The 23,691-nt window shown below is 64.7% G+C and carries 21 protein-coding genes; 10 read left to right on the top strand and 11 right to left on the bottom strand.

All coding sequences use genetic code 11. The features are described from left to right. Positions 1–47 precede the first annotated feature (47 nt). From thrS to ACVIN2_RS36725, 3 genes are all read left to right on the top strand, one after another. Positions 48–2,141, top strand: coding sequence for a threonine--tRNA ligase (gene thrS / locus ACVIN2_RS36735; RefSeq protein WP_456769347.1), 2,094 nt, complete (start codon positions 48–50; stop codon positions 2,139–2,141). 93 nt (positions 2,142–2,234) lie between these two features. Beyond that, positions 2,235–2,798 carry a nitroreductase family protein gene (locus ACVIN2_RS36730; protein ID WP_456769346.1) on the top strand — a complete coding sequence of 188 codons (564 nt, stop codon included), beginning with the start codon at positions 2,235–2,237 and terminating at the stop codon, positions 2,796–2,798. Positions 2,799–2,861: 63 nt separating this feature from the next. Beyond that, on the top strand, positions 2,862–4,130 hold the full coding sequence (locus tag ACVIN2_RS36725; RefSeq protein WP_456769345.1) for a serine hydrolase domain-containing protein: 1,269 nt from the start codon (positions 2,862–2,864) through the stop codon (positions 4,128–4,130). Here the strand turns inward: ACVIN2_RS36725 and ACVIN2_RS36720 are convergent. From ACVIN2_RS36720 to ACVIN2_RS36710, 3 genes are all read right to left on the bottom strand, one after another. Continuing rightward, on the bottom strand, positions 4,116–6,578 hold the full coding sequence (locus ACVIN2_RS36720; RefSeq protein ID WP_456769344.1) for a putative bifunctional diguanylate cyclase/phosphodiesterase: 2,463 nt from the start codon (positions 6,576–6,578) through the stop codon (positions 4,116–4,118). The two genes, ACVIN2_RS36725 and ACVIN2_RS36720, sit on opposite strands and share 15 nt — an antisense overlap. A gap of 1,045 nt (positions 6,579–7,623) precedes the next feature. After that, positions 7,624–7,863: a hypothetical protein gene (locus ACVIN2_RS36715; protein ID WP_456769343.1), complete on the bottom strand. Its 240-nt coding sequence runs from the start codon at positions 7,861–7,863 to the stop codon at positions 7,624–7,626. Positions 7,864–8,219: 356 nt separating this feature from the next. Then, positions 8,220–9,293, bottom strand: a complete 1,074-nt coding sequence (locus ACVIN2_RS36710) for a hypothetical protein (RefSeq protein WP_456769342.1) — start codon at positions 9,291–9,293, stop codon at positions 8,220–8,222. 240 nt (positions 9,294–9,533) lie between these two features. Here ACVIN2_RS36710 and ACVIN2_RS36705 point away from each other — a divergent pair, with 240 nt between their 5' ends. Continuing rightward, positions 9,534–10,559, top strand: a complete 1,026-nt coding sequence (locus ACVIN2_RS36705) for a patatin-like phospholipase family protein (RefSeq protein ID WP_456769341.1) — start codon at positions 9,534–9,536, stop codon at positions 10,557–10,559. A gap of 17 nt (positions 10,560–10,576) precedes the next feature. Here ACVIN2_RS36705 and ACVIN2_RS36700 read toward each other — a convergent pair whose 3' ends face one another. Then, complete coding sequence (locus tag ACVIN2_RS36700) at positions 10,577–11,005, bottom strand: CBS domain-containing protein (RefSeq protein WP_456769340.1); 429 nt, start codon at positions 11,003–11,005, stop codon at positions 10,577–10,579. Between the two features lie 189 nt (positions 11,006–11,194). Next, positions 11,195–12,031, bottom strand: coding sequence for a rhomboid family intramembrane serine protease (locus tag ACVIN2_RS36695; RefSeq protein ID WP_456769339.1), 837 nt, complete (start codon positions 12,029–12,031; stop codon positions 11,195–11,197). Between the two features lie 466 nt (positions 12,032–12,497). On the opposite strand from ACVIN2_RS36695, the gene ACVIN2_RS36690 reads away from it, so the two are divergent. Then, positions 12,498–13,052, top strand: a complete 555-nt coding sequence (locus ACVIN2_RS36690) for a PAS domain-containing protein (RefSeq protein ID WP_456769338.1) — start codon at positions 12,498–12,500, stop codon at positions 13,050–13,052. 13 nt (positions 13,053–13,065) lie between these two features. Here ACVIN2_RS36690 and ACVIN2_RS36685 read toward each other — a convergent pair whose 3' ends face one another. Next, positions 13,066–13,455: a COG4315 family predicted lipoprotein gene (locus tag ACVIN2_RS36685; RefSeq protein ID WP_456769337.1), complete on the bottom strand. Its 390-nt coding sequence runs from the start codon at positions 13,453–13,455 to the stop codon at positions 13,066–13,068. Positions 13,456–13,574: 119 nt separating this feature from the next. Here ACVIN2_RS36685 and ACVIN2_RS36680 point away from each other — a divergent pair, with 119 nt between their 5' ends. Continuing rightward, positions 13,575–14,108: a GNAT family N-acetyltransferase gene (locus ACVIN2_RS36680; protein WP_456769336.1), complete on the top strand. Its 534-nt coding sequence runs from the start codon at positions 13,575–13,577 to the stop codon at positions 14,106–14,108. Positions 14,109–14,140: 32 nt separating this feature from the next. On the opposite strand, the gene ACVIN2_RS36675 is transcribed toward ACVIN2_RS36680, so the two are convergent. The 5 genes from ACVIN2_RS36675 to ACVIN2_RS36655 all read right to left on the bottom strand — a co-directional run bounded on the left by ACVIN2_RS36675 (position 14,141) and on the right by ACVIN2_RS36655 (position 19,234). Next, positions 14,141–16,138 carry a DEAD/DEAH box helicase gene (locus ACVIN2_RS36675; protein WP_456769867.1) on the bottom strand — a complete coding sequence of 666 codons (1,998 nt, stop codon included), beginning with the start codon at positions 16,136–16,138 and terminating at the stop codon, positions 14,141–14,143. A gap of 311 nt (positions 16,139–16,449) precedes the next feature. Beyond that, on the bottom strand, positions 16,450–16,962 hold the full coding sequence (locus ACVIN2_RS36670; protein ID WP_456769335.1) for a hypothetical protein: 513 nt from the start codon (positions 16,960–16,962) through the stop codon (positions 16,450–16,452). Positions 16,963–17,075: 113 nt separating this feature from the next. Then, entirely contained in the window at positions 17,076–17,504 is a 429-nt protein-coding gene (locus tag ACVIN2_RS36665) for a VOC family protein (protein WP_456769334.1), read from the bottom strand. A gap of 93 nt (positions 17,505–17,597) precedes the next feature. Then, a complete protein-coding gene (locus ACVIN2_RS36660; RefSeq protein ID WP_456769333.1) occupies positions 17,598–18,014 on the bottom strand; it encodes a DUF5680 domain-containing protein in 417 nt (138 codons plus the stop codon). 68 nt (positions 18,015–18,082) lie between these two features. Next, positions 18,083–19,234, bottom strand: a complete 1,152-nt coding sequence (locus ACVIN2_RS36655) for a zinc-binding dehydrogenase (RefSeq protein WP_456769332.1) — start codon at positions 19,232–19,234, stop codon at positions 18,083–18,085. Between the two features lie 250 nt (positions 19,235–19,484). Here ACVIN2_RS36655 and ACVIN2_RS36650 point away from each other — a divergent pair, with 250 nt between their 5' ends. The 4 genes from ACVIN2_RS36650 (at position 19,485) to ACVIN2_RS36635 (ending at position 23,601) form a co-directional block, all read left to right on the top strand. Beyond that, entirely contained in the window at positions 19,485–20,726 is a 1,242-nt protein-coding gene (locus ACVIN2_RS36650; RefSeq protein WP_456769331.1) for an MFS transporter, read from the top strand. A gap of 71 nt (positions 20,727–20,797) precedes the next feature. Then, positions 20,798–21,964, top strand: a complete 1,167-nt coding sequence (locus tag ACVIN2_RS36645) for an MFS transporter (RefSeq protein WP_456769330.1) — start codon at positions 20,798–20,800, stop codon at positions 21,962–21,964. Positions 21,965–22,032: 68 nt separating this feature from the next. Next, positions 22,033–22,644, top strand: a complete 612-nt coding sequence (locus tag ACVIN2_RS36640; protein WP_007602573.1) for a PilZ domain-containing protein — start codon at positions 22,033–22,035, stop codon at positions 22,642–22,644. A 330-nt stretch (positions 22,645–22,974) separates the two neighbouring features. Beyond that, positions 22,975–23,601: a transglutaminase-like cysteine peptidase gene (locus ACVIN2_RS36635; protein WP_247287143.1), complete on the top strand. Its 627-nt coding sequence runs from the start codon at positions 22,975–22,977 to the stop codon at positions 23,599–23,601. Positions 23,602–23,691 lie beyond the last annotated feature (90 nt).

Below are 23,691 nucleotides of genomic sequence, written 5' to 3'. Positions count from 1 at the left end.
CCGCTTACCTGCGCTCGTTCGCAGGAGTGAGCCTCAGGAGACACGCCATGACCGACCAGCCCAACGACCAATCCAAGGACCAGTCCAAGGACCAATCCAAATCCGAACAGCCCAAATCCGAATCCGGCTTTCAGTACAGCCTCAGCAATTTGAGACCCGTGACCCCACCGGAAAAAATCACCCTCACCTTCCCGGACGGCGCCCGGCGCGAATACGCCAAGAGCATCACCGGTCTCGAACTCGCCAAGGGCATTTCGCCGTCGCTGGCCAAGCGCACGGTCGCGATGGCGCTCGACGGCGTGGTCTCCGACCTCGACGACGCAATCGAAGCCGATGCCAGGATCGAGCTGATCAACCGCGACGATCCGCGCGCGCTCGAGCTGATCCGCCATGACTGCGCCCACGTACTTGCCGAAGCCGTGCAGACGCTGTGGCCGGGCACCCAGGTCACCATCGGTCCCGTGATCGAGAACGGCTTCTATTACGATTTCTTCCGCAACGAGCCGTTCACGCCGGAAGACTTTGCCGCGATCGAGAAAAAGATGCGCGAGCTCATCGCGCGCGACAAACCTTTCACGAAAGAGGTTTGGGATCGCGAAAAGACCAAACAGGTGTTCCGCGACAAGGGCGAAGCGTTCAAGGTCGAGCTGGTCGACGCCATTCCCGGCAACGAGCCGATCAAGATCTATTACCAGGGCGACTGGTTCGATCTCTGCCGTGGCCCGCACATGACTTCGACCGGCAAGGTTGGCAACGCCTTCAAGCTGATGAAGGTGGCCGGCGCGTACTGGCGCGGCGACAGCAACAACCCGATGCTGACCCGCATCTACGGCACGGCATTCGCCAAGCAGGAGGACCTCGACGCTTATCTGAAGCAGATCGAGGAAGCGGAAAAGCGCGACCATCGCAAGCTCGGGCGCGAGCTCGACCTCTTCCACTTCCAGGAGGAAGGCCCGGGCGTCGTGTTCTGGCACGCCAAGGGCTGGACCATCTTCCAGCAGCTGATCGCCTATATGCGGCGGCGCCTGGCCGGCGACTACAGCGAGGTCAACGCCCCGCAGATCCTCGACAAGTCGCTGTGGGAGACCTCCGGCCATTGGGGCTGGTACCGCGAGAACATGTTCGCGGCGCAGTCGGCCGGCGAGGAGGCCGAGGACAAGCGCTGGTTCGCGCTGAAGCCGATGAACTGCCCGGGCCACGTGCAGATCTTCAAGCATGGCCTGAAGAGCTACCGCGACCTGCCGCTGCGGCTTGCCGAATTCGGCGTGGTGCACCGCTACGAACCATCCGGCGCGATGCACGGATTGATGCGCGTGCGCGGCTTCACCCAGGACGACGCGCACATCTTCTGCATGGAGGATCAGCTCGCCGACGAGTGCCTGAAGATCAACGAGCTGATCCTGTCGACCTATGCCGATTTCGGCTTCACCGGCGATCTCACCGTAAAGCTGTCGACCCGGCCGGAGAAACGCGTCGGCACCGACGCGATGTGGGATCACGCCGAGCGCGTGATGGCGACGGTGCTGCGTGAGATCCAGTCGCAGAACAATCACATCAAGACCGAGATCAATCCGGGCGAAGGCGCCTTCTACGGGCCGAAGTTCGAATATGTGCTGCGCGACGCTATCGGCCGCGACTGGCAGTGCGGCACCACGCAGGTCGACTTCAACCTGCCGGAACGGTTCGGTGCGTTCTACATCGACCACGACAGCAGCAAGAAGCCGCCGGTGATGGTGCACCGCGCGATCTGCGGTTCGATGGAACGCTTCATCGGCATCCTGATCGAGCACTATGCCGGCAACTTCCCGCTCTGGCTGTCGCCGGTGCAGGTGGTGGTCACCACCATCACGTCGGAAGCCGACGAGTATGCCAAGCAGGTGCTGGAGCAGGTCCGGCGTGCGGGACTTCGGGCCGAGATCGACCTGCGCAACGAAAAAATCAACTACAAGGTCCGCGAGCATTCGCTGGCCAAGATTCCGGCACTGCTCGTGGTCGGCAAGAAAGAGGCCGAGACGCAGTCGGTCTCGATCCGCCGGCTCGGCAGCGACGGGCAGAACGTCATGACGACGGCGGAGGCGATCGCGGCCCTCGTCGACGAGGCAACCCCGCCGGATGTGAAGCGGGCGCGCGGCGCGGTCTGACATCTGAAATCGGTCTAAACTCGCTTTCGGTTGCGGGCGTGCATTCCTATGTGGGGATTGCACGCCCGACGACCAGCCGAAGAGGAAACCGCAGTGCCCGACGCCATCGAACTCCTGAAGACCCGCCGCTCGGTCAAGCCGCGCGAGATGTCCGGACCCGGCCCCTCCCCGGCCGAGCTCGAGACCATCCTCACCATCGGCGCGCGCGTACCCGACCATGGCAAGCTCGCGCCCTGGCGCTTCATCATCTTCGAGGGCGATGCGCGTCAGCGCGCCGGCGAGGTGATCGCGAAGGTGTTTGCCCGGAAGAATCCCGGCGCGCCGGCGGCCGATGTCGAGACCGAGCGCAAACGACTCACGGATGCGCCGCTGGTGATCGGCATCGTCAGCTTCACCAAGCCGCATCCGAAGGTGCCGGCCTTCGAGCAGGAATTGTCGGCCGGCGCCAGCGTCATGAACATCGTCACGGCCGCGACCGCGCTCGGCTACGGCGCCTGCTGGCTGACCGGCTGGTTCTCGTTCGATCGCGACGTGCTGGACGGCCTCGGCCTCAAGCCGGACGAGAAACTCGCCGGCTTCGTCCATATCGGCAAACCGACGAAGCCGAGCGAAGACCGTCCGCGACCGGTCCTTTCCGAAATCGTGACGCGATTTTAATCGAAGGCGTGTTGACGCCTTCGACGTCTTGCGGCTTTGATCCCGGCAAGGGAGGAAGCCCGGATGAAGCGTCGTGAATTTCTGGTCGGAGCCGCGCTGCTGGCCGGCACGATGGCGCGAAGCCGCGCCGCCGACATCCCCGCGCCGTCGTCCGACGGGCTCGACCGTATCACCGCGTATTTCGACAACGAGGTGACGAGCGGCCGGCTGCCGGGCGCCGTGGTGCTGGTCCAGCAGCACGGCAAGCCGGTCTATCTGAAGACTTTTGGCGTGCGCGACACCAGGACGGGCCTCGCGATGACGCCCGACACGATCTTCGCCATCCACTCCATGACCAAGCCGGTCACGTGTCTTGGCGCGATGATGCTGATCAACGACGGCAAGCTTGCGCTCGCCGATCCCGTGTCGAAATACATTCCCCTCTTTGCCGACACCAAGGTGGGACTGGAGGTCACCAATCCCGACGGCACGTTGCATCTGGATCTCGTGGCCCCGATCCGTCCCGTCAACATCGAGGATCTGCTGCGGCACACCTCCGGCATCAGCTACGACTATATCGGCGGCAAATGGGTCGAGCAGGCCTACAAGGCCGCCAATATCTTCGAAGGTCAGTTCAACAACAGGGAATTCGCCCAACGCATCGCGAGGCTGCCGCTGGCGCGGCAACCTGGAACGCTGTGGCGCTACGGTCATTCCACCGACGTGCTCGGCAGCGTCATCGAGATCATCTCGGGCCAGACGCTGTACGCATTCCTCAAGCAGCGCATCTTCGATCCGCTCGGCATGAGCAGCACCAAATTCGCGCTGACGACCGAGGACGAGCTCGCGCGGATGGCACGGCCGCTGCCGAACGACAACATCCTGCTCGCCGCCGAGCGCGAGCGCCTGGACCATCCCGAATGGCAGTCCGGCGGCGGAGGACTGCTCTCGACCATCACCGACTATCAGCGCTTCTCGCAGATGCTGCTCAATGGCGGCGAGTTCGACGGCAAGCGCTATCTGAGCCCCGCCGCGTTCAAGGCCATGACGACCGATCACGTCGGGCCGGGCTCGGGCGTCGGACGCGATTACTTCTATTTTCCGGGTGACGGCTTCGGGTACGGGTATGGCCTCGCGGTGCGGACCGATCCCGGCAACGCCAGACCGCCGCCGCCGGGCTCGCTCGGCGAGTTGAAATGGGACAGTGGCAGCGGCACCTATTTCGGCGTCGATCCCAAGCTCGACATGGTCTACCTGCTGATGCAGCAGACCCAGAACGAGCGCAGCCGCATCACGCCCGCCTTCAAAGCGCTGGTCTATGATTGTTATCCGCCCGAGTTACGCCGCCCGTGAAGCACGCTGGCCGAAATCGGCGAGCAGCTTTGCGATCTCGGCGGCGGGCCGCGCCGCGCTGAACAAGAAGCCCTGCACTTCGTTGCAGCCTTCGGCGCGCAACCACGCGAGCTGATCCTCGGTCTCGACGCCTTCCGCGGTCGTGGTGATGTTGAGGCTGCGGCCAAGCCCCGAGATCGCGCGAACGATCGCGACGCAATCGGGCCGCCCTGCCAAATCCTTGACGAAGGAGCGGTCGATCTTGATCTTGTCGAAGGGGAAGCTGCGGAGATAGCTGAGGCTGGAATAACCGGTGCCGAAATCATCCATGGAGATGCTGACGCCGAGTTCGCGCAACTGATGCAGGATGGCGAGATTGGCGTCGGTCTCGGCCAGGAAGATCGACTCGGTGATCTCGAGCTCGAGCCGCTTCGGCGACAGGCCGGACTGCGCCAGTGCCGAGATCACGACCTGAACCAGATTGCGGCTTCGGAACTGCGCCGGCGACAGATTAACCGCGACCTTGACGTCGGCGGGCCATTTCACTGCCTCGGAGCAAGCCACGCGCAGCACCCACTCGCCGAGCTGGGTGATCAGGCCGATGTCCTCGGCGACCGGAATGAACTCCGCCGGCGAGATCATGCCCTTGTCGGGGTGATGCCAGCGCAGCAGCGACTCGAAGCCGGAGATGCGGTCGGAGGCGATCGAGACCAGCGGCTGGTAGTGCAGCTCGAACTCGCCATTGGCAAACGCGCGGCGCAGATCGAGCTCCATGTCACGGCGCTTCTGCGCCTGCAGATCCATCTCGCGCTCGAAGAAATGATGCACGCCGCCGCCGTCCGACTTCGCCCGGTACAGCGCCATGTCGGCGTTGCGCATCAACTCTTCCGACGTCGTACCGTCGCCCGGCGATAGCGCGATGCCGATGCTGGCGCCGATCACCATCTCCTGACCGTCGATCTCGTAGGGCGCCTTCAGCAGGTCGATCAGCAAGCCCGCGCAGGCGCTGGCCTCGTTGGGCCTGACGTCGGCCGCCAGGATCACCGCGAACTCGTCACCGCCGAGCCGGGCCGCGAGATTGGCGCCGCGGACCGCGGTGCTCAGACGGGCGGCAACCTCCTTCAACAGGCGGTCGCCCACCGGATGGCCGAAGGAATCGTTGACGTTCTTGAACAGGTCGAGATCGAGGTAGAGCACCCCGACCCGCTTTCCGCTGGCCTGGTCGAGCGCCTGCTTCAAGCGCTCCTGGAAGTATTCGCGGTTCGGCAGATCGGTGAGCCCGTCATGGTGCGCCATGTGGGCGATCCGCGCCTCGGCCTTGCGCCGTTCGGTGATGTCGACCACCGCGACCAGATAGCCGTCGCGATCGTCGAAGGCGACGCGGCGGCCGAAGGTCAACACCTCGATCTCGCTGCCGTCGGCGCGCAGATGCCGCCAGTTGCGCGAGGAGTGATAGGCGTCGCCGATGCGTTCGAGCGCCTCGGCATGGCTGTCCCACTCGTCCTGCGGCCAGATCTCGTGCAACTTCATGCGCAGGAAGGTGGCGCGGCTGTAGCCGTAATGCTGGACCGCGGCGTCGTTGACGCTGAGAAACTGCTTGCTCGCGGCGTCGAACACCCACATCGGCATCGGGTTGTTGTCGAACAGCAGGCGGAAAGAGGCGTCGCGCCGCTTCAACACAGTGACATCCGAGATCGTCAGCGAGACCACGTCGGCGAACGCGGTGGCGCTCAGCCGGAGATGCCGTCCGTCGCTCTCGATCTCGAGCTGCTCGCCGCGACCGCCGGAGACGGCTTTGAGCAAGAATTCCATGACTTCAACCGAGGCCAGCAGCGTGTCCCCCTCGCCGATCCGGCGCCAGAGCAGGCTCGCGCCTTCGGCCTTCAGCAGCAGCGCCGCACTCTTGTTGTGGTGCACGATCTGGAGATCGAACGGCTTGCCACCCGCGTCGCGCAGCGTCGCCAGCGAGACCACCGCGTCGTCGGTCGACGCGAAGATCGCGTCCAGGAGATTGTATTGCGCGCCGCGTTCGTTGATGTAGGCGCCGACCAGCGTCGCGCCCCAGCGCGATGCGGTCGGCAGCGCCAGCACATCAAATGTCCTGACCATGCCGTCGCGCACGCAATGGGCGCTGGCCAGGTGTGGCCGCCCGTTGGCGAGCGCGCTCGCCGCGGCTTCCGACAGCGCGGTAGCGCAATCGGGCGAGAGCGCGGCGAGCGGGATGTCCCAGCGCTCTTCGCCGAGCCATTTCTGCACGTAGCGTCCGCTGCGCGACAGTTCGAGCGCGCCGTCGCCCTTGAGCAGCGCGATGTGGTCGGCGAGCCGTCCCAGGCTGCCGAGCATCACGTCCTCGTAGCGCGGCAGCCGTTCGCCCGGCTTCAACGCGGCACGCCATTTGCGCTGAAGCACCGGGATGTCGTCGAACATTTCGGCGGCCGGTTTTCCCGACACTTTCTTCACGGCACTCATGGCAGTCCCCAACGCACTTTCCCGGCGCATCCAATGCAGCCGCGCTTAACGGTGTGTAAAGAGCGCACGAGCGCGGGTTCCGTTCGGCGATTATGACAGTTTAAAGTCGGGCGTTGGTTAGTGGGCGTTAGAGACTATGACAGTTGTGCGAAGGCGTTGCGGAGGCGGCGCGTGAGACCGAAGCTTTGGCGCACCGCTGCATCAGCAGTGTCGTTGCGAGCGCAGCGAAGCAATCCAGAATCTTTCCGCGGCGGCAGACTGGATTGCTTCGCTGCGCTCGCAATGACGGAATCTGTGGGTGGCAGCGTCGCTCTTTAAATTCGCATCTCACTCGCAGACACACCTTCGCCATCTCGCGGCTTGTTCGCCCGAGCTTTGCTTTGTCGTCTCACCCTCAAAATGAAAGAGGGCGCAGGGAAGACCGGGTGCCGGCTGGCACCCGCGGTCCACTGTGCGAGGTTGTCGTAAACAAGATTGCACAGCGGCATACAGGTGAAGCCAAAACATCCGGCCTTCCCTGCGCAGTGGCTTTACGGCTTATGTCGTGCTCTCCCCGGGGAGCGATGCACTATTGCCCCCGTCGCGTTGCGGATGGCTGATGCGTGTGCCCGGTTGGGCAACCCACATCACCGCAACGCTTGACGCACAGACCCCGGGCGTCAGGACCACACGATTTTGCCGTACGCCGATCACACCGGTCGTGTGCGCGAGGCCTTCACTCACGGTTGCCCGCCCTGCGAAGCCGTTCGCGCCGATGTGACCAACGTCCACCGCCATCCGGCCCGCGTTCGTGACGATCGCGATACGCCCCTCTTCCTTGGGCCGGAGTGAGGCGATGGATACGCCGTTTCCGAATTTCGGTAAAGTGGAATATTTTGGACGACGCGGGTTGACCGACAATTGGGGCGTTTTGCCCGACGGGCAACGCAAGGGATTGTAGCCCGGATGAGCGAAGCGACATCCGGGATTCCGACCACGAGCTGTCCCGGGTATCGCTTCGCTCACCCGGGCTACGGGACCTACCGAGCTGCACGCGCAGTCGCGACTAATCCTCGCTGGACGTCGCCAAGCGATTGCGCAAATGGGCCTGCGACAACAAAAAGAACAATGCGCGCTCGCCATGATATTTGGCGGACGGCCGGGTGCGCTCGAAGCCATCGGCGAATTTCTTGCCGGATTGGTCGCACACCTGCCACCGCCAGCCGAACCGCTTACGCCTGGTGAGGATCACTTCAAACATGCCGACGAGCTTGGTCCCCTGCCCTTGCCGGTCTCGCAGACGCACAAGCCTGCTCCGGCCTCCTCCGTTGGAGGGATGCCCGACATATAACGCAGCAGGATGGAAAGCGAATAAAATTGATTATCGGAAATAGGTATCTTGCACCGGCTGTGAGGAAGTCGCGGCGCCGCTGGAATAAGCCGGCGATGCCGGTGTCGATCGGTCCTGCTTGGTAGCGCTGCCAGAGCTGTTCAAATCGAAACACCAACCAAATCGCAACATCAAACGGAGCAGCGGAGAGCATCCGCGTTCGCACACGAGACTGGCGGTAATAAGATATGGGAGATTTGTGCGCTGAATGAGAAGTGTTCACCAGACACGAAGACCAGCGTCGGGCCGCATGCGGCATCACCGCTCAAGCACTACCGCGCGACGACTTCCACTTCGCCGTCGACGCCGTTGACGACGTTGAAGCCGCGCTCGTAGACCTTGCCCTCGTTCTTGGCGATGGCGCGGTATTCGCCTTCGGAGAGCACGACGCGCGGGAAGGCGCCGATCGATTCCTTGATGACGTCGCCGCCGGGGGTCAGCACCGACCAAGCGGTGTTGGCGAGCGCCTCGCCGCCCCTGTCGCTGACGAGCTTGAGCGTGATGACAGCGGCGCGGTGGGTGATGGTGACGTCGGTGAGCTTGCTGGCCTGGACGCGGATGTCCGAGCGCACCACCGAATTGGCATCGCCGTAATTCGAGATGATGTAGTAGGTGCCTTCCGGCAGCAGCACGACGTCACCGGCGGCGACGTTCGGCACCAGGGAGGCGCGCTCGCCGGATTCGAACTGGCTGCCCTTGTAGATCGCGAACGAGATCTGGTTCTGCGGAATGCGGCTGGTACCGACGCGGCCCTCGATGCGCAAGCCGCCGGCAGGCAGCACGAAGGACTCCCGGTCGGTCTCGGCCTTCAGGCTGACGGTGCGCACCGCGCTGACGAGGCCAAAGGCGACGTGCACGACGTAATTGCCGGGCGGCAGCACGATGTTCGGCGTGGCATTGCGGTCCTCGCGGATCAGCTTGAAGGTGCCGTTCTCGTCGGGACGATCGGCAAACACGCGCCAGACCAGGCCGCTGGTGATCGGGGGGGTGTCCTTGCCGTATTTCGCCGTCAGCGACAGCACGCCCTGTCCGGGCACGGCTGCGTTGAGCGGCGCGGCGGACGGCACGGTCGTGACCGCGGGCGGCGGCATGCTGGGCGTGGTCGGCTGCAACAGGGTCGGCGGCAGGCTCGGCGGTCCGGCCCCCGGGCCGGAGGGCGGCGCCAGACTGACCGCGCCGCCGGGATCCGGCACCGAAGCGGGCGGCACCGGCGGTGGACGATCGGAGAAAAGCTGCGCCTGCGCAGCATTTTGGCCAAGGGTATAGAGGCAGGCAGCAAGGATCAGCGCCGGCAGCAGCGATGCGCTGCGCCGCCATCCGATGATGCCGTCACCCCCGAGAGTCATGCCACCTGCTTTTCACCGAAAACGCGGCAAATTCAAGCCTCTGGACCCCTGAGAAATACGGCCCGACAGGTTTTGGAACCCGGTTGACGCCTGCGTGATTACTCGAGAGGCAGCCGCGCCTCGCCATACTCCTGCCCCGTGCGCTTCCCAAACCGGCATAAACCATGCTTCGGCCCGGTTCTGGCGGAGCGCGAGTGCGGTGCCTAGTCTGATGGCGGGTCCCGGCGTAGGAGAGTTTCGGTGCTGGACATATTGAAGGGTCGGGGTGCGAACAGCGATAAGGTCGCCGAGAAAGTCGGCCTGGGCAGCATCCGCCGGCCGGTCATCGGCCTTGCGCTTGGCGGCGGCGCGGCGCGCGGCTTCGCCCATATCGGCATTATCCGGACCCTGCTCGCCAACGGAATCGTGCCCGACGTCGTGGTCGGCACCTCGATCGGCGCGGTGGTCGGCGGCCTCTATGCGGCCGGCCGGCTCGATACGCTGGAAGAATGGGGCCGCAGCCTGCAAGGGATGCGCAACATCCTCGGCTACCTCGACATCCGCCTCAACGGCTCCGGCCTGATCGGCGGCGAGAAGCTGGCGACCCGGCTCGAGGCCGCCTGCGGCCAGAGCCAGATCGAGGATCTCCCGGTCAAGTTCGCCGCCGTCGCGACCGAGGTCCGCACCGGCCACGAGATCTGGCTGACGCGCGGCCGCGTGGTCGACGCGATGCGCGCCTCCTATGCGCTGCCCGGCATCTTCTCTCCGGTCCTGATCGGCGATCGCTGGCTGGTCGACGGCGCATTGGTGAACCCGGTGCCGGTCTCGGCCGCGCGCGCGCTCGGCGCGGAAATCGTCATCGCCGCAAATCTTTCCAGCGACATCTTCACCTATTCGACGACGGTCTATTCGCACGGCGCGATACCCGAGCCGGTGATCCCCGCTGCGGAAGAGCCGGCGTCAAAGCGGCGCTTCCCGAGATTTTTCTCGCCCGAGAAGACGGTGAAGCGCGAGTTCTTCGGCGGCGGCAGCGCCCGGCCCGGCCTTTCTTCGGTGATGGTCGACGCCTTCAACATCATGCAGGACCGCATCACCCGTGCCCGCCTCGCCGGCGATCCGCCCGATATGCTGATCACGCCGCGGATCGGTCAGTTCGGCTGGTTCGATTTCCACCGCTCCGAGGATCTCATCGCCCTGGGCACCCGCGCGGCCGAGCGTGCGCTGGAGTCGATCCAGGAGGCCATCCACGAGCTGGCGCCTGCGCCCGAGGCCGACCAGCAGGCCTGATCAGGCGGTCTTACTGATCAGGCGGTCTTGATGTAGTCGCGCAGAGCTTCCTGCTCGGATTCGTATTCCTGCACCCGGCGCTTGACGATGTCGCCGATCGAGATCAGGCCGACCACCTTGCCGTTGTCGACCACGGGCAGATGGCGGAACTTGCCGGTGGTCATCATCTCCATCAGTTCGGCGACCGTGTCGGCCTCCTTGCAGGTGACCACCTTGCGGGTCATGACCTGAGAGACCGGTTCCTCCAGCGCACCGGCGCCGCGCTCGCCGATCACCCGCACGATGTCGCGCTCCGACAGGATGCCTTCCAGCCGGCTCTGGTTCATCACCAGCACAGCGCCGATCTTCTTCTCACCGAGCAGTTTGACCGCGACCGCCAGCTTCGCGTCAGGCTCGACGCTCATGATCTGGTGGCCCTTGGTGTTGAGAATCGAACGTACCGTCATTGTCGCCTCCCTGAATCGAAACCGTCCGCTGTTCGCGGTCCGGACTTGTTCTTCGAGTCTTCAACTAACAGTTTCAGCGCCGGTTTCACGCTCAGGCGCTTTGCGAAGCATCGCCGCGAACGGCCTGTCGCTTCGGAACATTCTTCTCGGGAATGATGGATGAATTCGGGCGGCGCCGCAAGCGCCGCTTCAAATACGGTCTGAAATGTCCTGTGATGACGCATCCGCAGCATCGCTTCGCGCGCGCGGCACGGGATCGAACAGCGCGAACAGCAACAGGCCGGCAAGGAAGCCGCCGATATGCGCCTGCCAGGCAACGCTCGTGGTCTCGCTGTCGACGCCGATCGCGCCGACGCCGAAGACGATGTTGACGCCAAACCACACCGCGAGGAAACCGAGCACCCGCCCGTCGCGCAACGCGCGCGACAGCGGCAGCGCCGGAACTCTTGCGGCGGTATCGGCATCCGATCGGCTGAACGACAGGAAGCTGCCGCGAACGAAGGCGAAGCGGATCGCCGCCGCCATCGCGCCGGACACCGAGGCCGAGGCGCCGATCATCGGCGCCACCGCGTGTTCATGGGTGACGAGATGGGCGAGCGCGCCGGCCGCCGCCGTCACCGCGAGGAACAGGAAGAACCTGATGGTGCCAAAGCGCCGCGCCAGCGCGCTGCCGAACGGCAACAGCCACAGCACGTTGAAGCCGAGATGGGTGAGATTGGCGTGCAGCAGCGAATAGGTGACGAAGGTCCAGACCTTGGCGCCGGCCCCGCCGGGAATCTCCAGATTGAGCAGCGAGGAATCGTAGCGCTTGGGGATGAAGCCGAAGACGTCGATGGTCCAGTTCTCGAGCTCCGGCGGCAGCAGCACCCGCAGATGGATCACTGCGAGCAGGAGAATATAGGCAGTCAGCGCCACGGGCAGCGTCAGGATCGGCTCGCGCGGAGCCTCCTCAACGACGGCCGGCACCCCAAGCGAGGCATCTTGCGACGGAGGATCTTGCGGCGGAGAATTTGGCGGGGAATCCAAGGCGGCTTCGCTTTCAGGCGCGATCGGAGCGACAGTCTTGACCACAAGTCTTGGAGATAGTCGCCTTTGCCCGCCCTGCGCAAGTGCACAAAAGGAAAAGGCAGGGCCCCTGGGAAAGCCCTGCCTATCCGTGTCGGACTTCCGGTACCCAGAGAGACGGGAGTATCCCCACCCCTCCCCGCGGCCGGTGACCAAACTGTTTGACGCCTGTGTACAGGCCTCGCCGAGAACCTGGAGAAAAGCGGCGAGGCTTACGACCGCGGTCACCATAGCAGCGGGGCGGCGCACGGAAAGCGCATAGTTAATTTAACGTTAACGACGCAAAGGCAGCGCCAAGGGCGCCGAAAACGCCGCGGCGGCATGGACGCTGCAAAGCCCCTCCTGCACAACAACACAGGGATCGCGGCTGCACTGAAGCGGGACAGGTTTGTCCCGCAAGGTTGCGCCCCGGGGTAAGCGTTCAGTCATGAAACATCCGTCGAGCCGCGAGTTCTTCGCATATTGGAACGAGAAGCGCGGCACTGCGCGGGCGCCAGACCGGGCCGATATCGATCCGGCCGCCGTGCGCGGCCTACTCGGAGACATCTTCGTGCTGTCCTGCGAGCCCCATCTCGGCTTTCCGTTCCGCGTCGCCGGCACGCGCGTCTGCGCGCTCGCAGGCTGCGACCTCAAGGATTCCCGCTTTGCGGCGCTGTTCGACGAGGCCAGCCGCCGCGAGATCGAGGAGATCACGACCATCGTCGCCGACGAGAGCCTCGGCGCAATCGCCGGCGTCACCGCCGCGCGCGAGGACGGCAGCAAGGCCTATCTCGAGCTGCTGCTGCTGCCGTTCAACGCCCGCCCGCATACACCTGTGAGCGTGACAGGCGTGCTCGCGCCGTTCGACGACGAATGCGGCGCGCTGGGCCCGTTCGCCCTCACCTCCTGGCGCTATCTGCACCAGCCGGAAAAATTGCTGCCGCGCGCGATCCGCAAGCTGCAGATCGCACGCGGGCTGATGGTGTATGAGGGGCTGCGCTAGCAGTGCACCCTGCTCACGGCATCGCCAGATGCCAGGCGCCGTTCAAAAAGCCGTCGCCGGTGACGTCGCCGGGCTTGGCGTCCTTGGCGAAGGTGTAGAGCGGCTTGCCCTTGTAGGCCCATTGCTTGGAGCCGTCGTCGCGCGTGATGACGGTGTAGCCGTCGGCGGCGGCATCGCTGGCCTCGGCTTTCAGCACCGGCCAGTTGGTCGCACACGGACCATTGCAGGCCGACTTGCCGTCAGCATCCTTGTCGAACGTATAGAGCGACATGCCCTTGGCGTCGGTGAGCACATTGCCTTTGTCGGTCTTGCCGGTCTTGGTCGGCGGTGCCGCGAAAGCGGCGGGAATCAGCGCCAGCGATATTGCGAGCGTGAGCGCGAGGCGGATCGAGGATGTCGTCATGGTCTCTCCTGTCATGCAATGGGCTTGCATGGATAGGACGCCGCGCGAGCCGCCGTATTCCTGAGATGGCGGCAAGGATTTTTTTCGCTGCACGCATCGTCACATCGGAATAAACTGGGATGATGGAGACGGAACGACGGGTGGACACGAGCAAGCCGCATTGGCGTCCCGCGCACGCCTCCGATCTGCCGGCGATCAGCACGATCGCAGCGCGGATCCATCCTGATCTGCCTGAGCGGCCTGAGGTGTTCGCGGAAAAGATGCGGCTCTATCCCGATGGCTGCCGCGTGCTCGTCGCGGACGACGGGATCGTCGGCTACGGTCTCGCGCATCCCTGGATGCAGCACCGGATTCCGCCGCTCGACGGCTTGCTCGAGCAATTGCCCGGCGATGCGGATTGCCTCTATTTGCATGACGTCGCGGTGCTGCCCGACTTTCGCGGCGGCGTCGCGCGCGACTATGTCATCGCGATCGAACAGCTCGCGCGCGCATCAGGAATCGCGACGCTCGCATTGGTGTCGGTCTACGCCACGCGGCCGCTGTGGGAGCGTCTCGGCTTTGGGCCCGTCACGTGGGATGCGGAGCTGCGGCCAAAGCTTGCGACCTACGGCGACAGCGCAACCTACATGCTGCGCGACCTCGCTGCGACGTAACGCCCCTCCCCGGCGACGCCGGAAGGCGGCCGTCAGGCGCGATGCTTCTTTTTCGGTTTCGGCTTCTTTCCGGCGGCGCCCTTCTCAGACCACGACGTGACCGAGGGCTCAGCGTAGCCCGGCTTGTTCTTGTGCTTTTTCTTCTTTGCGAAGGAAGGCGCATCGTCGAATTTCGGTGTGCGCTCGCCGTACGGCTTTTCGTGCGGCTTGCCGTGTGGCTTGCCTTGAGGTTTGCCTTGGGGTTTGAACCCGCTCGGCTCGCGCGCGCGTTCGCCCTGGCGTTCACGATGATCGCTGTCGCCGCTATCGCGCCGCGGCGCGTGGGACCGCTCCTCCGAAGCCGCTTGCCGCTGCGGCGCATCCGCCAGCGGCTCGAGGCGGATATTGTCTTCCTTGTCCGGGCGCTTGATCTTCATGGCGAAGGATTCCGCGACCCGCTCGGAAATTTCGAACTCGGTCGTGGTGTCCATGATCTTGATCGCGCCGATATCGTTCTTGTCGATGCCGCCACGACGGCAGATCATCGGCAACAGCCAGCGCGCTTCCGCGTTCTTTTTTCGTCCGATGTTGGCCCGGAACCAGACGCTGCCATCTGCCATGCCATGTTTCGACGACGATTTGCCCGCTTTGGGACGAGCCCTTTCGGGCCGATCATCGCCACGCGAAGCGCGGACATCGTCACGCGGAGCGCGCGTATCGCTGCGGCCGCGATCCTCGCGCGGCCGGCCAGCTCGCTCGCCGGGATCCATGATGTCTTCGGGCGACGGCAGCCGCGCGCGATAGAGCCGTGCGAGTGAGGCGGCGATCTCCTCGGCCGACCGCTCGGCCAATAGCGCCTGCGCCAGCGCCAGATCGTCGACGGTCGTCTCCTCCGTGAACAGCACGTCCTTCATGCGCTCGTGATCGAGTTTGCGGATCTCATCCGGCTGCGGCGCCGTCCCCCAGACCGCGTCGATGCCCGAGACGTTCAGCAGCATTTCCGCACGCCGCCGCCGCACGGGCGGCACCAGCATGACGCTCGTCCCCTTGCGGCCCGCGCGGCCGGTGCGGCCGGAGCGATGCTGCATGACCTCGGCGTCGTTGGGCAGGTCCGCATGAATGACGAGATCGAGGCTCGGCAGATCGATGCCGCGTGCGGCGACGTCGGTCGCCACGCAGACGCGCGAGCGTCCGTCCCGCAGCGACTGCAGCGCCGTGGTCCGCTCGTTCTGCGTCAATTCACCGGACAGAGCGACGACGGAGAAGCCGCGCTCCAGCAGCGCCGCCTGCAAATGCCGGACGCCATCGCGCGTGCTGCAGAATACCAGCGCGCTCGGCGCCTCGTAGAATCGCAGCACGTTGACGACCGCGTGCTCGGCATCGCCGGGCGCGATCCGGATCGCGCGGTATTCGATATCGGCATGACCGCCTTCGTCGCCGGCGACTTCGATCCGGAACGCCCGCTGCTGATACTGCTTGGCCAGCGCGACGATGCCGCGCGGGAACGTCGCCGAGAACATCAGGGTGCGGCGCGTGTCCGGCGTGGTCTTGAGGATGAACTCCATGTCCTCGCGAAAGCCGAGATTGAGCATCTCGTCGGCCTCGTCGAGCACGACCACCTTCAACTCCGAAATATCGAGACGGCCGCGGCGCAAATGATCGCACAACCGGCCGGGCGTACCGACGACGATGTGAGCGCCAGCCGCAAGCTCGCGCTGCTCGCGCCTGGGGTCCATGCCGCCGACGCAGGAGACGACGCGTCCGCTCGCATGCTCGTACAGCCACGCCAGCTCGCGATGGACCTGCAAGGCTAGCTCGCGGGTCGGCGCCACGATCAGGGCAAGCGGTGCACCCGCCCGCTCGAACCGCTCGGCGTCGCCCAACAGGTCCTTGGCCATCGCCAGCCCATAGGCCAGGGTCTTGCCGGAGCCGGTCTGGGCCGAAACCAAGAGGTCGCGGTCAGCGGCCTCGTCCGTGAGCACGGCGAGCTGAACGGGGGTCGGACGGTCGTAATTGCGCTCAGCCAAAGCTCGGGCGAGCGGCGCACTCATGGTCGGAAAAGACACGGGATAAACCTTGGTTGGTCCAGGCGCGGAACGTCGAGCCGCGCGACCTGAAGCTGCGTAGGCGGCAAATGGTCCAGCCGCACGCGTGGTGATTTGATTTGGACGCTCTTTACGCCAAGTGCGGGCAAATCACCATGCCTATGACGCATGGCTTTGGTGATGCCGAGAATAAGCTTACCGGCCAGCTCGACCCACTACATCCAGCGTTTTCGGGCCGTTTTGCTCCATCTAGCGGGATTTTGCGCCGAAGCCCCCGCCGCGGCCCGCAAGCTCGCATAGCGAGCGATGCGCGGGCCCTAATCCCTGGAGGTCACGAGCCTGCCGAATCCACCGGCCAGCCTGGCTCTGGCCCGCGCAACGGTGTCCCTCGCCGCGCGGCCCAGGGCGCGGACCGCGCGCCAGGCTTCGGTTGCCTGCAGCCATGCCCTTACCTCGGTGAACTTCCCATACACCCAGGCAAAAGCCGGAATCCGCATCAGCTTGTCACGGGTGAGATGAAACAGGCGCTCGACCAGCACCAGCTTGAGCAGCTCGCCGACGATGAACGTCACGGCCCCGCTCAGGACCTGGCCGGTTGCGGCGAGATAGGCCGCCACGGGCTTGACCGGCTCCAAGATAATGACGGGTACGGAGAACAGGGCGAGCGAGCAATAAGGCGACAGCGATCTGATCCAGCCGCGCAATCGCTTCAATTGGAGATGCCGCCCGATCCAGCGCGAGATCGGCCTCGCCACGGCCATGAAGACCGCATCCACCAGGAAGTAGATGGCGGCGAGGATGTAAGTGACGGGTTTCAGGATCCGCTTCACGATGAACTCTCCCGTGAACTGAAAGCCGAAACCCCAGTCTAGGTTTCACCCCGGCCTGAATAACTCGCGGGTTTCCGATGGAACTTTTCGTGCACAGGCCCGGAGCTTCGCGGTCAGATCTCCGCATAGACCTCCAAAAGATTGCCGTCGGGGTCGCGGAAGAACAACGTCCGATGCCCGAACGACTGGTTGGTCGGCGGCGACAGCAACGCAACGCGATGCCGCACCAGTTCGTCGGCACACGCATCGACTTCGGCCGCGGACACCTTGAAGGCCAGTTGCAGCGAGGCACTCCCGTGCGGCGTCGGCGCGTCAGTCGCGGTCCGGCCCGGTGTAGCGAGAGCCAGCGTGTTGGGGCCCAAGCCGTACTCGATCCAGTTCGGCGACAGCTCCCGCAGCAGCGGAAACGCGAGGACGTCTTCATAGAAGCGGCGCATCGCCACCATGTCGCGCACGAAGACGACGGTGTAGTCGATCGCGCGGATGGCGCGGAAGGGTGAGCGGGTGGGTTGGGTCGGCTCGTTTGTCATCTCGTCCTTCATTCCAAACGCCGGCCCGTAGCCCGTATGGAGCGTAGCGGAATACGGGACCGGCGGCCCCGGATTGCGCTACGCTCCATCCGGGCTACGGATCATCTAACGCAGCAGCCCGCCACCATAGCGCAGCTCGTAAAGCAGCGCGCCATCCTCCTGCGCAATCGTCTCGATGCCGTGGAAGCGATCGAGTGAGCCTTCGGCCTCGTTGCGGTAAACCATGCCGTGCTGCTCAAACAGATGCGGCCCCCGGTACGGCTCCTCCACGGATACGGCCAGTAGTGCCTGGCGCAGGAATTTGTAGATCGCAAGGAAGGTGTCTCGCCCCGTGATCTCCGCGCGGACGCCACCGCTGTAGCTCATCGACCAGATGACGCGGTCATCCCGGGACACGGTCTCTTGGCCAACGAAGAACCCCATCCCGAAATAGATATCGCGATAGGCATAGGGTGCCGCGCGATGCTCGAGCTGCTTGGAGCCTCTGAGCAGTGGAGCGGCCACGGTGGCGTCGTCGTCCATCCCGCATAGGTGCGGCGCTTGGCTTCGACCAGAAACGCTGCGAGGTCGTGCGGGATTGATGCCATCGCCTACTCCACCAATTCCGGCCACGGCACGATCGTCGACTTCACCGTCTTCATCGCCATCGCATCCCTCACCGCCTGCGCGACGCCCGCTTCCGTGAACGGATAGATCGTCTGCATTTTCAGCCAGGGATATTTGTCCGCCGTGCGGTAGAGCATGTCGACGCCGAGCGGCAGATCATTGCCGGTAAAACCCCAGGAGCCCAGCACATTGAGGTCCTTGGTGCAGATGCGGTGCCAGGAGGTCTCGATCGAGCCGGCGTCGGTGAACTGGCCCATCTCGACATAGGTGCCGCCGTCACGCAGCATCTCGATGCCTTCGGGGCCGGCTGAGGGATGACCCGAACAATCCATCACCAGATCGGCGCCGAAGCCGCCGACGATGTCGCGCACGCGCGCGATACGTGCCTCGGGCGATTTGATCTCCTCGATATTCACCGTCGCCTCGGCGCCGAACTCGCGCGCGAGCTTGAGCCGCGGCTCCTCCGGCGCACCGACGCAGATGACGCGCCCGGCCCCCATCTCCTGCGCGGCGGCGACCGCGAGAATGCCGATCGGGCCCGAGCCCTGGATCACCACCGTGTCGCCCCAGGAAAAACCGCCGGCGCGGCTGGCGCGATTGAAGGCGCGGATGCAGGAGGTCAGCGGCTCCGACAGCGCCCCCAGCCGCAGCGACATGTCGTCAGGCAATTTGTAGATCTTGGTGCCCGGCAGCATGTCGAGATCGACATAGACATATTCGGCCCAGCCGCCCCACATGTGAGGTGCCTTGTCGAAGCCGAGATAGCGGCCGTAATAGACCGGCGTCAGGCACTTGTTGGCGGTCTGCGGATAATGGATGCAGTAATAGCAGCGGCCGCAGGGCATCAGCGGCGGGATCATCACTTTTGATCCGACCTTGAGCGGCTTGCTCATGAAGTCCTCGGTGAACTCGTCGCCGCATTCGACGATGATTCCGCCGAGCTCGTGGCCGAGCGTGAACGGCCACGGCAGCGGTTTTGGCCAATGTCCCTTCAGAATGTGCAGATCGGTGCCGCAGACGCCGCACGCGCCGACCTTGATCAGCGCAGCCTTCTTGCCGACCTTCGGCCACGGCACGGTGCGGATGACGGGCTCGCTGCCCGGCCCTGCGTGGGTGCAGACGCGGATCTGGTCCATGGAAGTTTCCTCGATGCCCGTCTGTTATGATTGATTGGTGCGGGCTGAGGTGAAGCGTATGTGAGATGCGCGCTGGTGCCAAGCCGCGGTCTCGTAGCCCGCATGAGCGAAGCGACATGCGGGACCAGCGTTCCCGGATATCGCTGCGCTCATCCGGGCTACGGGATCGTGGTCCACACACCCCCAAGTGTCTTGAGCGCTCGACGGCGAACGTGTAGGCACGGCGCGAAAGTCCCACCCAGGTGCCCGCTTGAACCCCCTCCCCCAAAATCCCGTGGTCGCGTCCGGCTCGTTCGCGGCGATGAAGTCGGTGCCGTACCGGCTCCAGTTCATCGCTTACGTGCTGGCAATGATGGCCGACAATATCGAGCATGTGATCAGCTATTGGGTGGTGTTCCAGAAATTCCATTCGCCGGCGCTGGCGGGTTTTGCCGTGCTGTCGCACTGGCTGCCGTTCCTGCTGTTCTCGGTCGCGGTCGGCGGGCTGGCCGACCGGGTCGATCCGCGCCGCATCATTCAATGCGGCATGCTGCTGTTCATCGTGGCCTCGGCTGGATGGGGTTTCTTCTTCATCACCGATACCATCGAGATGTGGCACGCCATGCTGCTGCTGGTGATCCATGGCTGCGCCGGCGTGTTGTGGCAGACGCCCAACCAGCTGCTGCTCTATGATCTCGTCGGCCCCGCCGACCTTCCGAGCGCGGTGCGGCTGAACGCGATGGCGCGCTATCTCGGCATTCTGGTCGGACCTGCCGTCGGCGGCATTATCATGCTCACGCTCGGCACCTCGCACGGCATCATCTTCAACACGCTGTTCTATCTGCCGATGCTGCTGTGGCTGTTCTGGGCGCCGGTGCGGGACAAGAGTGTCGCGGTGCGGCGCTTCGCCGTGCGCGGCCTTGCCGACATCATGCTGACCATCCGCGCCATCGGCACCCGGCCGGTGCTGACGGCGATGACTTGGCTTGCCGGCCTCACCTCCTTCATGATCGGCAACGCCTATCACGCCCAGATGCCGGGCTTTGCCGGCGATCTCGGCCATGGCGATCCCGGAATCTCGTACAGCGTGCTGCTCGCGGCTGATGCGGCGGGCGCGCTGCTCGCCGGCATCGCGCTGGAATCCTGGGGACGGCTCAAGGGCACGCCGCGCACCGCGATCATGCTCGCGATGCTGTGGAGCGTGGCGCTGCTCGGCTTCGCCTCGGTGCGGATCTATCCGGTCGCGATCGTGCTGCTGTTCTTTGCAGGCTTCTTCGAGCTGTCGTTCAACACCATGGCGCAGGCGCTGGTGCAGTTGAACGCACCGTCAGACATTCGCGGCCGCGTCGTCGGCCTCTACAACATGGCCGGGCTCGGGATGCGGGCCTTCAGCGGCATCACGGTCGGACTGTTCGGCGCGGCGATCGGCATTCACTGGTCGCTCGGGCTCTCGGCCGCGGTGCTGCTGGCACTGCTATGTTTTCTCTATGGGCGCGCGACGAGGAAGTCGTAAGCTCAGAGCTTGCGGTTGACTCCGGCGTCTCCCCACCGCACGCTCGATACAGGGTTTGGGGAGATGAAGCGTTGCGCAATCGCTGGGGCATACTTGCGATCCTGTTCGTCGTTCGCCTCACCATCGCGTTCCAGTTCCAGAGCGTGGCCGCGGTCGCGCCGCTGCTGCAGCAGAGCTTCGGCGTCGGACTCGCCGATATCGGCATCCTGATCGGACTCTATTTCACACCGGGCATCGTGCTGGCGCTGCCGGGCGGCGCGATCGGCCGGACGCTTGGCGACAAGCCCACCACGATCGTGGCGCTGCTGCTGATGACGGCGGGCAGTCTCGTCATGGCCACCACCGACGTCTGGGGCTGGCAGATGGCGGGCCGGCTCGCCTCGGGCGCCGGCGGCGTGCTGCTGACCGTACAGCTCACCAAGATGGGCACCGACTGGTTTGCGGGTAAGGAGATCGCCACCGCGATGGCGATCTTCGTCAACTCCTGGCCGGCCGGCGTTGCGATCTCGCTGCTGGTGCTGCCGGCGATCGGCACGGCGTATGGCGCGGGCGCCGTGTTTCTCGTGGCCGGCGCGCTGACCGCGATCGGCATTGCGTTGATCATTTTCTACCAAGCGCCGCCGGGAGCAACCGCCAGCGCGGCCGGCTCCGGGCGGCTTGATCCGCTCGCGCTTCTGGCGGTGATCGTCGCGGGTGCGATCTGGGGCCTTTATAATATCGGCTTCGCCATGATTTTCTCGTTCGGCCCCTCATTGCTCGTCGAGCGCGGCTGGAGCATTGCGGCGGCAGGCTCGGCGATCAGCCTCGTGATGTGGCTGTCGGTGATCTCGGTGCCATCAGGCGGATATCTCGCCGATCGCACCAAGCGCCCCTTTGTCGTGGCGATCGCGGCGAGCCTCGTGGTGGCCGGTCTGCTCGCCTGGCTGACCCGGTCCGACGCTGTGATCGCGATCCTCGTCCTGGGCGGCTTGATCGGCGGCCTTCCCGCCGGCCCGATCATGAGCCTGGCCGCCCGCGTACTCGCGCCGGAAACCAGGGCGATCGGGATGGGCGTGTTCTACACTCTCTTCTATGCCGCGATGATGCTGGGGCCGGCGGTGGCGGGCCGGCTCGCCAAATCGGCCGGCACGGCCGCCGTCGCGCTCGACCTCGGCGCGCTGACGGTGCTGGCCTGCCCGCCCCTGATGTGGCTTTTCGAACGCATTGTGTCTGTTCGTCATCGCCGCGGCCGATCCTAACGCGGCATTAACCCTGTGCACCTTAGGGTCGTCCCGGACTCCGCCAGGCGGGGGGTCGGGTTGTGAAAATGGCGTTGGCGCACAAAAAATTTCTTCCGGCCGCCGAGGAACGTCGGCGTTTCCAGCGGGTGAAGGTTCACCTGCTCGGCCGCTACATGCTGCCGGACCGCCGTGAATTCCCCTGCCAGGTGATCAACATGTCGCCGGGTGGGCTGGCACTGCTGGCCCCCGGCATCGGCAATGTCGGTGACCGCGTGGTCGCCTATCTCGACCATATCGGCCGCGTCGAGGGCAAGATCACCCGCATCATCGACAATGGCTTCGCCATGACGGTCGGCGCGACGCCGCGAAAGCGTGACAAGCTGGCGGCACAGCTGACCTGGCTCGCCAACCGCGACATCCTCAATTTGCCGGAAGACCGCCGCCACGATCGTATCGTGCCGCGCAATCCGATCGCGGTGCTGACGCTCGAGGACGGCACCAAGATGACCTGCCGCATCATCGACCTCTCGCTGTCGGGCGCAGCCATCGCCGCCGAGAACCGCCCCCCGCTGAAATCGACGGTTCTGCTCGGCCGGGTGCAGGGCCGTGTGGTCCGAAACCTCGAAGACGGCTTCGCGCTCGAGTTCATGCATTCGCAGCCGATTGAAACTCTCGAAGAGAGCGTTACCGCGCGGTAAAGCGCGAAGGCACCAAAACCACTGCATTCCAGCACTGAAGGCGGCCTCCGCGATGCGGACGCCGCCTTTTTGATGGGTCGTGACGGGCCTCGCGCGGGTTAATGCGGGAGCCGCGGGTGCGTGCAAACAACGGTTCCGCCAGCGTTTCCGCGTTAATCGATAAAATTTGAATCAATTGCAGTCATATCGCATTTTATTCAAGTTTGACTCAAGTATAGATCGAATTCGCCGCGCCTTTTACTTGTATTCGTCTCGACTTGACTTGACTGACTTAGCGGCAACTCAAAAGCTGCCTGCGCAATGTGGTCCCAACAAGAAACGGGGGCCGCAATGTTTGATTTCAGGGGACAGGGGAAGGGAATGGCGCTGGCCGCCATGCTCTTCGGAATGAGCGCGGCAGCGCAGGCCGGCGAAGGCCGTTTGCTCTACGCAAGCCTCGGCGACACCACGCGTGCGCCGATCGGCTGGGTCGAGTTCTGTGCGGACAATGCCGCCCAGTGCCAGGGCGCACCGACGCAACCGCGTGACATCGTGATGTCGCAGGCTGCATGGCGCGACCTCGTCAAGGTCAATCGCTGGGTCAACGAGACCGTCAAGCCTTTGACCGACCAGGAGCACTGGGGCGTGATCGAAAAGTGGTCGCTGCCGTCGGACGGTTACGGCGACTGTGAAGACTACGTGCTGTTGAAGCGCAAGATGCTGATCGATGCCGGATGGCCGCGCGAGGCCCTGCTCATCACCGTCGTGCGCGACAAGAAGGGCGAAGGACACGCGGTCCTGACGGTGAAGACCGACAAGGGCGAGTTCGTTCTCGACAATCAGAACGAGAACGTCGTTGCCTGGACGGAGACCGGCTACCGCTTCGTCAAGCGCCAGTCGCAGAGCGATCCCAACGTCTGGGTCTCGCTCGGCGACACCAAGCCGGCGGTCTCCACCGCCAGCGCGAGAGATCAGTAGAGACAAACGAAAGAGATACGCGACCCGGTCACATCCCCACCCCTCCCCGTCCCAGACCGGTTCGCGCGCGGCCAGCCATCCCCCAATGGC

It is taken from the genome of Bradyrhizobium sp. USDA 3650 (assembly GCF_054057395.1).
Note: the sequence above shows the minus strand (reverse complement) of the source record. Positions and strands in the feature narration are given on the sequence as shown.

Bases quoted from the DNA above. Each gene is read 5' to 3' on its own strand.
- thrS (WP_456769347.1), top strand. From the start codon at position 48: ATGACCGACCAGCCCAACGACCAATCCAAGGACCAGTCCAAGGACCAA.
- ACVIN2_RS36710 (WP_456769342.1), bottom strand. From the start codon at position 9,293: ATGACTCTCGGGGGTGACGGCATCATCGGATGGCGGCGCAGCGCATCG.
- ACVIN2_RS36655 (WP_456769332.1), bottom strand. From the start codon at position 19,234: ATGGACCAGATCCGCGTCTGCACCCACGCAGGGCCGGGCAGCGAGCCC.
- ACVIN2_RS36700 (WP_456769340.1), bottom strand. From the start codon at position 11,005: ATGACGGTACGTTCGATTCTCAACACCAAGGGCCACCAGATCATGAGC.
- ACVIN2_RS36685 (WP_456769337.1), bottom strand. From the start codon at position 13,455: ATGACGACATCCTCGATCCGCCTCGCGCTCACGCTCGCAATATCGCTG.
- ACVIN2_RS36725 (WP_456769345.1), top strand. From the start codon at position 2,862: ATGAAGCGTCGTGAATTTCTGGTCGGAGCCGCGCTGCTGGCCGGCACG.
- ACVIN2_RS36640 (WP_007602573.1), top strand. From the start codon at position 22,033: ATGGCGTTGGCGCACAAAAAATTTCTTCCGGCCGCCGAGGAACGTCGG.
- ACVIN2_RS36720 (WP_456769344.1), bottom strand. From the start codon at position 6,578: ATGAGTGCCGTGAAGAAAGTGTCGGGAAAACCGGCCGCCGAAATGTTC.
- ACVIN2_RS36680 (WP_456769336.1), top strand. From the start codon at position 13,575: ATGATGGAGACGGAACGACGGGTGGACACGAGCAAGCCGCATTGGCGT.
- ACVIN2_RS36665 (WP_456769334.1), bottom strand. From the start codon at position 17,504: ATGAAGGACGAGATGACAAACGAGCCGACCCAACCCACCCGCTCACCC.
- ACVIN2_RS36660 (WP_456769333.1), bottom strand. From the start codon at position 18,014: ATGGACGACGACGCCACCGTGGCCGCTCCACTGCTCAGAGGCTCCAAG.
- ACVIN2_RS36675 (WP_456769867.1), bottom strand. From the start codon at position 16,138: ATGAGTGCGCCGCTCGCCCGAGCTTTGGCTGAGCGCAATTACGACCGT.
- ACVIN2_RS36690 (WP_456769338.1), top strand. From the start codon at position 12,498: ATGAAACATCCGTCGAGCCGCGAGTTCTTCGCATATTGGAACGAGAAG.
- ACVIN2_RS36635 (WP_247287143.1), top strand. From the start codon at position 22,975: ATGTTTGATTTCAGGGGACAGGGGAAGGGAATGGCGCTGGCCGCCATG.